We start from the raw sequence: 12778 nt of genomic DNA on the forward strand, positions 1-12778 counted from the left end.
TCCCAATTCCCAATTCCCAATTCCCAATTCCCAATTCCCAATTCCCAATTCCCAATTCCCAATTCCCCATTCCCCATTCCCAATGACTAATGACTATTTAATACTAAATCCCAAAAAGAACTTGAATGCGCTTCCGAATTTTAATAAAAGGAGTTTGTTCGAGAGAGTCACCATCTAACAATCCCAAATCTCTCAAAGCTTGCTGTCGTTCCGACAATTTTTGAGCAATCTGATCTGCTAAACTTGGCTGTTCAATCAAAAGTTTTTGCAAGTCGTGGCGTTCCACAACAAACAAAATAGAATCTTCGCTAGTTTTAACAGTCGCCGTTCTCGGAGTTCCCAACAGCAAAGATATTTCCCCAAAAAACTCACCCTCGTGAAGCGTCGCAATATACTGATCGGCTTTCTGAGAAAGAACTTCTACAGCCCCGGAAAGAATAATATAAAAAGAATCACCAGGAGCATTTTCTTTGCAGACAATCTGTCCCGCTGGGAACAGTTGTCGGTAGCCGTATTCAATTAACTGTCGCAGTTCTAAATCCGTACACTGTTCAAAATAAGTGACTCGCCGCAACAAATCTCGCAGCGTCCAATTATTGGGTGCTTTAGCTGGGATTTTTGGTTCAGAAATGGTGGAGTTAGATTTGAGTTCTGCTGAATATTTAGTATTTTGCGGAAAAACTTTTCCGTTGGAATTATCGTCTTTGTTCTGTTGAAAAACTTTAGTTAACTCTTGCGGGTTTCGCAGCCATAAATCGTGCTGGGGAAAGGGAATTTCGATATTGCGGTGGCGCAATTCGTAATCTATTGAAAAATTGATTGCACTTTTAATAGCATCGCTTTCCTGTGGCTGATCGATCCAAGCTAAAAGTTCAAAATTCAAAGCGTTGTCTCCAAAACCTCTAAACCATACTTTAGGAGAAGGATGGGATAAAACATTCGATGCCATCCGCGCCGCAACTAATAGCGCTTCGGTAACTAATACTGGATCGGAGCCGTAAGCAACGCCAACGGGGATGCGAAGGCGGCATCTGGGGTCTCTATAGCTCCAGTTAATAATGTTAGTCTCGACAAACTTAATGTTTGGTATAATAACAAAAAGTCCGTCAATTGTTTTGATAATTGTGGAGCGGATGGAAATATTTTCTACTGTCCCTAATAAATGGTCTATCTCAATAAAGTCTCCGACTCTAATTTGCTGCTCGAATAATAGGGTGAGACCGCTGATAAAGTTGCTGGCAAGATTTTGCAAACCGAAGCCGAAACCAATGCCGACGACGCCAGCTAAGACGGTGAGAGAAGTGAGGTTGATGCCGGCACCTTGCAGGACGATTATACAGCCCAGAGTTGCTAAAATATAGCTAATGATGGTGGCGATTGCTTCTCGGCTGCCGCGATCCAATCCCATCCGAACTAGCAGGCTGCGCTTGATTCCTTCGCTGACAATCCGAGCTACAATGAAGGCAAGTATAGCTAAGATTATTAGTTTGACGATCGCGCTAATCGACAGATGAGTGTCGCCGATATAAAATAGCGGGGTAGCAATCGCACCCCAAAAATGTTCAAAAAAGCGATCGGCTCGTACAGTAATCCAATTCATTAATATTTGGTAATTCGTGATTGATTTGGGTCGCAACTCAACTGCAAACTGCTAACTATTGCAGAGATTAAACGAAAAACTAGAACTGTGGAGTGTCCAGTGTTGCAAAAACTACACGCGGCGCAGCTATCCTTCTGGATGAACCCCACTTTCTCAGAAACTGGTAACATCCGCTAGCAACGGATGAGCAGAAGCAGTTTTGTAGCGGTATTTTCTGGCGGATAATTTTGTTGTGGAGCAAAATCTGCCCTGCGACTCTCGCGGCGATTTGTTGCCAATATCTCAAAAATTGGTAGAAATTCATCTAAAGCACCCTTAAATTATTGAAAAATTCCCGTAAAAATTAGTTTATCGAAAAATTGGGTTGAAAACCCCGTGCTTCTAGCACGGCTTTGGGCTAGAATGGTAAAGTCTACAGGCTCGCTTACAGGTTGAAACAGCTACGATGAGAGCGCACCTAGACAGTTCATAGGGGCAATGGTAAAGTCCAACCCTGAAGATAACAAGTATTTTACTTGCGTATAGAACAGAAAAAGTCGCCACAGTGTATTGGGAGACTTAAAACGAACGTGGAGAGAATGTTAGACTACCAGGCGTAGCTCATCTCGTTGAAGCGTTAAGAATCACTGTTGCTTCAGCTAGCGTGAGTATGTCAACCTTAAGAAGTAACTCTTTTACACAACTTAACAAGCCGATCTTACTTAACTTTTATGCAGTGCATCATCAATCGTCGAGCACAGTTTTCGGCGAGTCATCGTTACTGGCTACCGGAGTTGAGCGAAGCCGAGAACTTTGAGCGGTTTGGCCCAACAGCGCGCGCACCGGGACACGGACACAATTACGTTCTTTACGTTTCCATGATAGGCGAACTCGACGAGTACGGCATGGTGCTCAACCTGTCTGATGTCAAGCACGTCATCAAGCGGGAAGTTACCAAGGATCTAGATTTTTCCTACCTTAACGAAGCGTGGCCGGAATTTGAGCAGACTCTGCCAACTACTGAAAACATAGCACGCCAAATTTGGCTGAGGCTAGCTCCTCATTTGCCTGTGAGCAAAATTCAATTGTTTGAACACCCGGAACTTTGGGCTGAATATTTAGGAAACGGCATGGAAGCTTATCTAACTCTGTCCACTCATTTTAGCGCCGCCCATCGGTTGGCTCGTCCAGATTTGAGCTTTGAAGAAAACTCGGAAATTTATGGCAAATGTGCTCGTCCTAACGGTCACGGTCACAACTATCATTTAGAAGTGACTGTTAAAGGAGAAATTGATCCGCGCACTGGCATGATTGCTGATTTGGGAGCTTTGCAAAAAGCTGTTGATGATTATGTTGTTGAACCTTTCGATCACACTTTTTTAAATAAGGATATTTCTTATTTTGAAAATGTTGTGCCTACGGCGGAAAATATTGCGGTTCGGATCGGGCAATTGTTACGATCGCCCATACGGGAATTGGGCGCCGATTTGCACAAGATTAAGCTGATTGAAAGTCCGAATAATAGCTGCGAAATTTACGCTGCAGATTTGGATGCAGCAGATGTCGCGCGCCAGCAACCGTCAGCGGCTTTAGCTGGGATTTAGAGTTAAAAATCGGGTTGGTTTGGGGCGGGTTCACCCAGATTTGCGGCTAATTGTGCAGATTGGTGAAGCCGCCCCAAGGATTAAATTGGACGAGCGCATTTTTGGCAATTTACCAACAATTCGGGCGATCGTAGTTGCTTGGGGCGGGGCGGGTTTATGGATATTTTGGTTGGGAAGTTAAAATTTTGGTGAAGGGGCGCATAAAAGGCTGATGATGATTCCGAGGGTGATTTCAGCCGGATCGGGTACGAGAATAAATTTTTTCACCGAAGTTATAGAGCTACAATTATTGGCACTTTTCCTGACAAGTCAGACACCGCCCGTATTTTGGAGATAGTAGCATCATCGCCAGCATTCCTCATCTCAGTTATTGTAAATGCTGAGAGTATGAGGTCGATCGCTGACTAACAAGCACTAATTTCTCCTAGATGAGTTGACGTTTATGCGAGCCTCAAATGTAGCTCTCTTGACTCTGGCCGCCCTCGCATCCCAGAATGTAACGGCTTCTACTAGCGCCGCTCCTGCTGCACCTCCCGCCTCTGGAGGGACACCGCAGGCCAGCAACTTTGTCGATGCCATAGATAATACCGCATCTCGTCCGGCGGAGTCGATGAGCGCGCCCGAAACGATCGCCTACGAACAATTTTCCCCGCGAATTGCCGTAAAATCCCCTGCAGGTTTGCTAGTAGCCGCCGGGCCGCAGTTATCTTCGGCGGCAAAAACCAAGGCTAATACTCCTGCTGCATCCGGCGACGAACTAACAAAATCTTTACAAGAAACCTGGCTGGCTAAATTAATTGAAACCGGAGTTGAAAGCAGCCCCCAAGTTCGCGACGCTTTTAATTTTCTTGCTTTCCGTACCGACAGTAATGCTGAATCTGGATACGGTCTCGATAATACCATAGCTCTGCTGAATATTTTGCTAATTCTTGGTACTGTCTTTCCACCGATGACAATTGCCTTTTTTTGGATGTTCCGGCGGCTGGTAGTCAGACAGTTGGTTGCTGATGCCAATCAAAGATTGCAGGGCATTGCTATATTAGAATCAGAACTCCTCAATTCCAGTCAACTAACTCAAAAATTGAGAGATGAATTAGAATCGCAACTGAGTGCAGCCAAACAATCAATTGATTTTTTAACGAAAGAAACTGAACTTTCCAAATCTTCCGTCGAGCAAATTGAGACACTAAAATCTCAATTTCTCATGCACCTACAAGTTTTGCTAACAGAAGTTTACGATAAAAAATCTCAAATAGTTCAAGAAATCTCGCAAGTTCCCGCAGTTGTTGCCAAAGAATCTGTAAAACAGGCTCCTCAACCGCAGTCAAACAATTCCCAAAATTCGGAAACTGCACCTGCTAGCGAGGAAAATATGATTGCTGATGATTATATCAAGCAAGGTGAAGGGCTTTATCTTCAAGGCAATTATGATGGGGCAGCAGTCTGCTTTGAAAAAGCTATTTTAATGAATAATCATGTGGATCAGGCTTGGTATTGGCGCGGAAATGTGTTAATAAAATTGCAGCGCCACGAAGAAGCGATCGCCTGTTTTGAGCAAGCAATATCGCTGAAACCGGATAATTACGAAGCGTGGTACAATAAAGCGAATTTGCTGGCAAAATTGCAAAAATACCAAGAGGCGATCGCCTGTTACGAGCGAGCAAGTGCCAGCGACTCCCACAAATACGCCTGCTGGCACAGCATAGCAGCTTTGTTAGGTAAATTGCAGCATTACGAAGAAGCGATCGCCAGTTACGATCGCGCCCTGGCAATCAAAACAACCGACAGCGAAATCTGGCACAACCGAGGCGCGATGCTGGGTAAAGTACAGCAACACGCCGCAGCAGTCGAATCTTACGATCGCGCTCTTGCCCTCAATTCCAATAGATACGAAACTTGGTACAATCGAGGCAATATGCTGTGGAAATTGGTCCGCTACATTGATGCTATCGATTCTTACGATCGAGCTTTGGGCATCCGGGCCGACAAATACGAAGTTTGGTACAATAAAGGCGCAGTGCTCGGAAAAATGCAGCGCTATCAAGATGCGATCGCATCCTACGAAAAAGCAATTGCCATTAAACCCCAGGATTTTGAAGCGTGGCACAACCGAGGCGCGGCTTTCGAGAAACTCTCGCAATACGAAGCAGCAATTGAATCTTACGAATCAGCAATTAAGCTGAATTCCGAATGTTACGAAGCTTGGTTTGGCAAAGGCGAATCCTTGGCAAAATTGCAGCGCCATCAAGAGGCAATCGCAGCTTACGAAAAAGCGATCGCGATTAAGCCCGACTCCTACGACGCTTGGCACCACTTGGGTACAGCTTTGTCAGAATTAAAGCGCTACGAGGAAGCAATGGCAGCTTACGATCGAGCAATTGCCATCAAGCCCGAAAATGCCGAAGCTTGGCGCGATCGAGGCGCAATTGCCTCAGAATTAAAGCAGGATACATAAGGATTTGCTAGTCGCAAAAAATATCATCTAAACTAGCCACAATCCGATGAATATTACGATTTTGTTCAGCACAGGCTACGGTAAGCTGTTCTACATTTAAACTGTATGTCAAAATGTATGTCAAAAAACAATAAAACAATGAGTGGCGTGTCGGGCCCGCCCTGAATATGCAATGTTTATTTGCACGGCAGCTTAAGTCTTTTCCTAAAAATAACCGATTTTTAGCCACCCAAATGTAATTCCTTATCTAAATTTTTCCTCTTTTAACCGCTTTGTTTGAGGCGGTTTTTTTTATGGTAACTTTAGGTAAGTTGCCAACAAAGAGAATAGTGATGTCTGTAAAAATGCAAAGACGGCTATTTACCGTCCAAGAATACCACCTGATGAATGATGCTGGTATTTTTGGTGAAGATGACCGAGTGGAACTCATAGAAGGAGAAATTATCCAAATGGCAGCAATTAATACTCGTCACGCGACTTGTGTGCGGCGACTGATCCGACAGTTTCGCCAACTTCCAGAAGAAAGTGCTTTTTTGGATGTTCAAAACCCTATCCAGTTGAATGAGCGCACTGAACCTCAGCCAGACGTGGTATTGCAGCAACCTCGTGCTGATTACTACGAAACAGCGCATCCAATACCGTCGGAAGTATTGCTGTTAGTTGAGGTTTCCGATCGCACTGTTGATTTCGATCGCGACGTAAAAGTACCTAATTATACAAGTTCTGGGATTCAGGAAGTTTGGTTATGGGATTTAGAGGCTAATTGTTTAGAAGTTTACCGCAATCCGACGGCAAATGGCTATATTTCAGTGCAAAAGTTTGAGCGGCGAGAAACGGTTTCGCCCTTGGCTTTTCCCGACTTTGTATTGAGTATTGATGGAATTTTGGGTTAGGGTGATTTTTTTAAATTGAAACTCAGACATTTTTTAGATTCCCAATTTCCAATTTCCAAAAACTTCAACTTGATATACAATCAATATAACTCCTCAAATCAGCGCAAGTTTTATGACTGTTGCTAAACCATTTGAATTGGAAGTCACGCATCTCCCAGACCACACTGAATTGCCCGAGTCTGACGGTACTTTTGTGAAAAATTTTCAAGAACTGCCTCAAAGCATTATTCTCACTGATTCGCTGCGACCAATACTGCAAAAGCTTCACCCTGACGGACGCTACCGCATCGGTCAAGATTGCGGGATTTATTGGCGTTTAACTGACCCTCCCGAACGCGGTGCCGAAGCGCCAGATTGGTTTTACGTGCCGAATGTACCGCCGCTGTTAAATGGTGAGGTGAGGCGTTCTTATGTATTGTGGAAAGAATACGTTGCACCGCTAATTGTACTGGAATTTGTGTCGGGAAACGGTTCAGAAGAACGAGATAGAACGCCACCGCCCGAACCCGGTCAATCACAACAACAAAAAGTTGGCAAGTTTTGGGTTTACGAACAGGCGATCCGCGTACCTTTTTACGGGATTTATGAAGTAAAAAAAGCGTCGGTAGAAATGTATCATTTAGAAGACAACTGCTATCAGCGCATGAGTGCAAACGATCGCGGTCGCTATCGGATTCCACAACTGGGAGTTGAACTGGGAATTTGGCAAGGGGAATATGATGAGATGAATTTGCCTTGGTTGCGCTGGTGGGATAGTGAAGGAAATTTGTTGTTAATAGGTGAGGAACGTGCGGCCGTAGAACACCTTCGCGCCCAACAAGAAAGCCTCCGCGCCCAACAAGAAAGCCTCCGCGCCCAACAAGAAAGCCTCCGCGCCCAACAAGAAAGCCTTCGCGCGGAGGAAGAAAAACAACGAGCCGATCGCCTTGCAGAAAAGTTGCGCCAAATGGGGATTAATCCTGATGAGGTTTGAGTGTTTTTAGGTTGTTAAATGAGGTCCGCTGGCAGTTTTTTCACAGCAGGAATATCAGAAGTCTGGAAAGGGCGATCGCCAACCTCATCTATCTCTCAATATTAAGATTTCCTTAGTGGCTGCCGTCGCGCACAGAAATCGGTGATACAATCAACAGCTTAGCTAGGGGTGCCCGAAAGTCCGGGCTGAGAAAACACCCTTAGAACCTGAGTCTGGGTAATACCAGCGGAGGGAAGCTGTTTATCAAGGAAATAAAATATGCGTACCGAATGGATCGCGAAGCGTCAGGGACATAGCAATGTATCTCAAATGCACTACGCCCGTCAAGGTGTCATCACTGAGGAAATGCACTTTGTTGCTAAGCGAGAAAATCTCCCGCCCGAACTGATCCGCGCTGAAGTAGCGCGGGGACGGATGATTGTTCCAGCTAATATCAATCACCCGAATTTGGAGCCAATGGCGATCGGCATTGCCTCTAAGTGCAAAGTCAATGCTAATATCGGTGCGTCTCCCAACTCTTCCAACATGGAAGAAGAAGTTGACAAGCTTAAACTAGCAGTGAAATACGGCGCCGATACCGTGATGGACTTGTCCACCGGCGGCGGGAATTTGGATGAAATTCGCACTACCATTATCAAAGCTTCACCAGTGCCGATCGGTACTGTACCAATTTACCAAGCTTTAGAAAGCGTTCATGGTAATATGGAAAGTCTGACCCCCAATGACTTTCTTAACATCATTGACAAACACGCTCAACAAGGCGTAGATTACCAAACTATTCACGCCGGAATTCTGATCGAGCATTTGCCGTTGGTGAAAAATCGATTGACTGGGATTGTGTCTCGCGGCGGCGGTATTTTGGCGAGGTGGATGCTGCACCACCACAAACAAAATCCTCTCTACACTCACTTTAACGACATCATTGAAATCTTCAAAAAATACGATGTTTCGTTTAGTTTGGGAGATTCTCTGCGCCCCGGTTGCACTCACGATGCGTCGGATGAGGCTCAATTAGCTGAACTCAAAACTTTGGGACAATTAACTCGCAAAGCTTGGGAACATGATGTGCAGGTAATGGTGGAAGGGCCGGGCCACGTGCCGATGGATCAAATTGAGTTTAATGTCAAGAAACAAATGGAGGAGTGTTCGGAAGCACCCTTCTATGTTTTGGGGCCGTTGGTAACAGATATTGCGCCGGGATACGACCACATTACCTCAGCTATTGGGGCGGCGATGGCTGGTTGGTACGGTACTGCTATGCTGTGCTACGTGACACCGAAGGAACATTTGGGATTGCCGAATGCTGAGGATGTCAGAAACGGGCTGATTGCTTACAAGATTGCGGCTCACGCTGCGGATATTGCACGGGGCCGTCCGGGTGCGCGCGATCGCGACGATGAACTCTCGAAAGCGCGTTACAATTTTGATTGGAACCGTCAATTTGAGCTGTCATTAGATCCAGAACGAGCAAAGGAATATCACGACGAAACTTTGCCGGCGGATATCTACAAAACTGCCGAATTCTGTTCGATGTGCGGGCCTAAGTTCTGTCCGATGCAGACGAAGGTTGATGCTGATGCTTTGACTGAGTTGGAGAAGTTTTTGGCTAAGGAACCTGTGGCGCAAAGCTAATCTCGATCGGGTGGGCGGATTGTTTCGCCCGCCCTTGGCAATTCACAAAAAAGTGAATTTTTTTGTGGTATAGCAATCCGTGCGCGAGCGCACAAAATTTGTAGGGGTAGTGCCTCCGTGCCTACCCCCATCGGGGCAACTACGGGGGGATTGCCTTTACCATAAATTATACAAATGATGCGAATATTGCTACATACAGCAGGTTCCATGTATGTGCGGTACGCCTGAAAGGGGGTTTGTTAAACAGAATCAGTGCGCCCGGCGAAAACTGTCAAGAAACCAGTCGCCGGACAAAGTCTGTACTTGATCAACCTGGAATACAATGCTTGAAAATTGGGTTTAATTGCGATCGTTCCAAACCGGGTTTCTGCTTCTGTCCGGTAACAGCAATCATTAAAATAAATTACTATCACAGCTCATTTGTCAAGCCCCAAAAGTTAGAGATTGAATTTAGGTCAAAGTTTGTAGTTGTTGATACTGAGGTGCAAAACGATCGCCTCAAATATCAAGCAAATGGGTGCTCGACGGTAAAAATGCCGTGTCGCAGTCATTCGATTTTAGATTTTAGATTTTGGATTGATTCGACGGATAAATCATGTGGCGGGTACCACCTTTGAAATTCGCTTGTCAATGTTCTTGGCACTGCTCTACATCCCGCCGTGCCAGGATTTTGTTTCGCTGTTTGATTTTTTCGGGCCGCCCGGTGCCAACTATCGACTAGATACCAATTGCACCCTGCCGGCATCCATTTCATCCATTAATAACTCTAACGCCTCGTAGTCAATATCCGAGATGTACCCCAAACGGGTGAGCTCGTAGTTGATTTCGTTTTCAATGTCAGGTGTCAACTGCTTAATGTAGAGGGCTTTTTCTACCAGATGACGAATAGCATAAGTTGCTTGCATATTAGCTCGGAGAACTCCGTACAGTTTTATTTTCATATTAACAGTCGATCACGCGCGTGATCTAAATCAGAAGAAATAAGTGATTTAAATTACATTAAACAGTTGAACTTAACAGCTAGGACAAGGTTTGTCGCTATTTTGACAATTGCCAAGAATAAACTTGCTAGCATAATAAAAAATAGTATAGTAGCTTACGTTTGTTCTCCAAATCTTGCGGAAATTTTTATAAAAAAGAGTAAATAAATAAAGATTCAGTAAAATCACTGAAAAAAACTGGTCGCTTTCTGTGAGAGCAAGTTAGGCTCGGAGGTGTCAAATAGGTTTAGGCCGACAGCCTTCTACCTAGCACAGTAGTTGACAATACACAGCAACCATAGGTTTGAAATATGCAGACACTTATTGCCCAGAAACCAATTACAGTGATTCGACCCCCATACCACCTGAATGCAGCCACAGCCGGAGAATTCGGCGAGCAACTAACGACAGCAATTGCAGCCCCCGGAGTGGTAGCGGTAGTCGTAGATTTGGGCGCAGTAACATTTATTGACAGTGCCGGTTTGATGGCATTGGTTACGGGCCTCAAGCAGGGGAAAAAAATGGGGCGCAGGTTTAGTATTTGCTCGGTTTCCGCCGGGATTAGGATGGTTCTGGAACTCAGCGGACTCGATCGAGCTTTTGAGATATTGGAAAACGTCGAAAGCTTTGAAACGGCAAACTCCGTGTGAAAAATGACTGGTAAAACCTGCTTCGTCACTGGCCAAAACAAACAACAAAACACAGCAAGTTGTAAATTGCCCAAAAAACAGACAGAGGACTCGGAAGAAACGGGTACCGGGCCCCGACAAGCATCGGGGATGCTCCCAAAATTTTAGACTTTTGTTGGCTCTCTCAGGCTCATCTGTGGAGTAAATCTAAAATTGAAACGGAAAATCTCAAATCGACTGACTGCTGTTGGCGTGTTGGCCGCTTTTAAGGTAGGCTGCTTAAGAGTCGCAAATATAAGAGCGAGTCAAGCCGTGCCAGTAAAAGTCGAAGAATTACTTACAGCAGAAATCAATCAGCCAGCTCGTTATCTGGGAAACGAGTTGGGAGCCGCGCGCAGGCCTTGGGATACAGCTTGCGTGCGTTGGGTGCTCACTTACCCAGAAGTGTATGAAGTTGGTGCTTCCAATCTGGGGCACATTATTCTCTACAATATTTTGAATGCTGTGCCGAGACAGTTGTGCGATCGCGCTTATTTGCCCGCACCAGACTTGGCAGCAAAACTGCGATCAACCAAAACTCCCTTGTTTGCAGTAGAATCAAGGCAACCACTCACAGAATTTGATATTCTGGGCTTCAGCCTCAGCTACGAACTCGGAGCAACAAACATTCTGGAAATGCTGGAACTTGCCGGCATTCCCCTAACTTGGAAAGAAAGAGCGACAAATCCTCAAAATGGTGGGGATTGGCCGCTGATTTTTGCAGGGGGACAAACCGCAACATCCAATCCCGAACCCTACGCTGACTTTTTTGACTTCATTGCTTTGGGAGACGGAGAAGAATTGCTGCCAGAAATTGGCTTGATTTTGGCAGAAGGCAAAACTAATAATTTGAGCCGAGAAGCACTGCTGCTGGATTTAGCGCAAATTCCCGGCGTTTATGTCCCGCAATTTTACGATATGGCGGCAGACGGTTCGGTTCATCCCAACCGCCGCCAAGTTCCCGATCGAATTCTGCGCCGAGTGGCGACTCCCATACCAGCTTATTCGATCGGCTTGGTTCCCTACGTGCAGACAGTACACGACAGACTGACAGTCGAAATCCGCCGGGGATGCACCCGCGGCTGTCGCTTCTGTCAGCCGGGAATGCTGACTCGCCCCGCGCGCGATGTGGAACCGCAGCAAGTCGTAGAGGCGATCGAACAAGGGATGAAAGCCACCGGGCACAGCGAGTTTTCCCTGCTTTCCCTCAGTTGTTCCGACTATCTGGCACTCCCGGCTGTGGGGATGGAAATCAAAAACCGCCTCAAAGATCAAAATATTTCTCTGTCTCTACCCAGCCAGCGGGTAGACAGATTTGACGATAATATTGCTGACATTCTCGGCGGCACGCGGCAAGGGGGTTTGACTTTTGCCCCGGAAGCTGGTACTCAGCGGATGCGCGATATCGTTAACAAAGGTTTGACCAACGAAGAATTGCTGCGAGGGGTGAAAACTGCGGTCGATCGCGGTTGGGATAAAATCAAGCTGTATTTTATGATCGGTTTGCCCGGAGAAACCGATTTTGATGTTCTGGGAATTGCCGAAACAGTCCGCTGGCTGCAAAGGGAATGCAGGCTTAATGGCCGGCGGCCACTGAATTTTAATTTGACAATTTCTAATTTTACGCCTAAGCCTCACACTCCTTTTCAGTGGCACTCGGTTTCGACTGCTGAGTTTTCTCGCAAGCAAAAACTCCTGAAGGGTGAATTCAAAGCGATGAGAAATATCAAGGTAAATTATACTGATGTGCGGATTTCGGCAATGGAGGATTTTGTGGGACGGGGCGATCGGCGTTTGGGCCCTGTAATCCGCCGCGCTTGGGAACTTGGCGCTGGTATGGATGCTTGGTGGGAAAGTTTGGATAAAGCTTACAAAGCTTGGACTCAGGCGATCGATGAATCTAACCTTACCTGGAAATACCGCCAAGTTGAAAGCGGCGAATGGAATCTTTTTCAGAAGGAAGAGGAGAAGGAAGAAGGAAGAAGGAAGAAGGA

General features: G+C 45.8%; 10 protein-coding genes and 1 riboswitch. Of the genes, 8 read left to right on the top strand and 2 right to left on the bottom strand.

What is annotated here, in order from left to right:
* Positions 1-103 precede the first annotated feature (103 nt).
* Positions 104-1600, bottom strand: a complete 1497-nt coding sequence (locus IQ270_RS22650; protein WP_193975457.1) for a cyclic nucleotide-binding domain-containing protein — start codon at positions 1598-1600, stop codon at positions 104-106.
* 710 nt (positions 1601-2310) lie between these two features.
* On the opposite strand from IQ270_RS22650, the gene IQ270_RS22655 reads away from it, so the two are divergent.
* The 6 genes from IQ270_RS22655 to thiC all read left to right on the top strand — a co-directional run bounded on the left by IQ270_RS22655 (position 2311) and on the right by thiC (position 9136).
* Positions 2311-3183 carry a 6-carboxytetrahydropterin synthase gene (locus IQ270_RS22655; protein ID WP_193975458.1) on the top strand — a complete coding sequence of 291 codons (873 nt, stop codon included), beginning with the start codon at positions 2311-2313 and terminating at the stop codon, positions 3181-3183.
* 52 nt (positions 3184-3235) lie between these two features.
* A complete protein-coding gene (locus IQ270_RS31995; RefSeq protein WP_255532472.1) occupies positions 3236-3364 on the top strand; it encodes a hypothetical protein in 129 nt (42 codons plus the stop codon).
* 261 nt (positions 3365-3625) lie between these two features.
* Positions 3626-5638 (top strand): tetratricopeptide repeat protein, encoded by a 2013-nt coding sequence (locus IQ270_RS22660; RefSeq protein ID WP_193975459.1) that lies wholly within the window; start codon positions 3626-3628, stop codon positions 5636-5638.
* A 332-nt stretch (positions 5639-5970) separates the two neighbouring features.
* A complete protein-coding gene (locus IQ270_RS22665) occupies positions 5971-6531 on the top strand; it encodes a Uma2 family endonuclease (RefSeq protein ID WP_193975460.1) in 561 nt (186 codons plus the stop codon).
* 112 nt (positions 6532-6643) lie between these two features.
* A complete protein-coding gene (locus IQ270_RS22670) occupies positions 6644-7504 on the top strand; it encodes a Uma2 family endonuclease (RefSeq protein ID WP_193975461.1) in 861 nt (286 codons plus the stop codon).
* 154 nt (positions 7505-7658) lie between these two features.
* Positions 7659-7755: riboswitch (TPP riboswitch) on the top strand.
* Positions 7756-7762: 7 nt separating this feature from the next.
* Positions 7763-9136 carry a phosphomethylpyrimidine synthase ThiC gene (thiC, locus tag IQ270_RS22675; RefSeq protein ID WP_193975462.1) on the top strand — a complete coding sequence of 458 codons (1374 nt, stop codon included), beginning with the start codon at positions 7763-7765 and terminating at the stop codon, positions 9134-9136.
* 710 nt (positions 9137-9846) lie between these two features.
* Here thiC and IQ270_RS22680 read toward each other — a convergent pair.
* Positions 9847-10041, bottom strand: a complete 195-nt coding sequence (locus IQ270_RS22680) for a hypothetical protein (protein WP_193975465.1) — start codon at positions 10039-10041, stop codon at positions 9847-9849.
* A 386-nt stretch (positions 10042-10427) separates the two neighbouring features.
* Here IQ270_RS22680 and IQ270_RS22685 point away from each other — a divergent pair, with 386 nt between their 5' ends.
* On the top strand, positions 10428-10766 hold the full coding sequence (locus IQ270_RS22685; RefSeq protein WP_193975463.1) for an STAS domain-containing protein: 339 nt from the start codon (positions 10428-10430) through the stop codon (positions 10764-10766).
* A 291-nt stretch (positions 10767-11057) separates the two neighbouring features.
* Positions 11058-12778, top strand: a 1721-nt coding sequence (locus IQ270_RS22690; RefSeq protein WP_193975464.1) for a TIGR03960 family B12-binding radical SAM protein, incomplete at its 3' end; no start/stop codon positions are given.

This window comes from Microcoleus sp. LEGE 07076 (genome assembly GCF_015207455.1).
Classification (GTDB): Bacteria; Cyanobacteriota; Cyanobacteriia; order Cyanobacteriales; family Microcoleaceae; genus Microcoleus.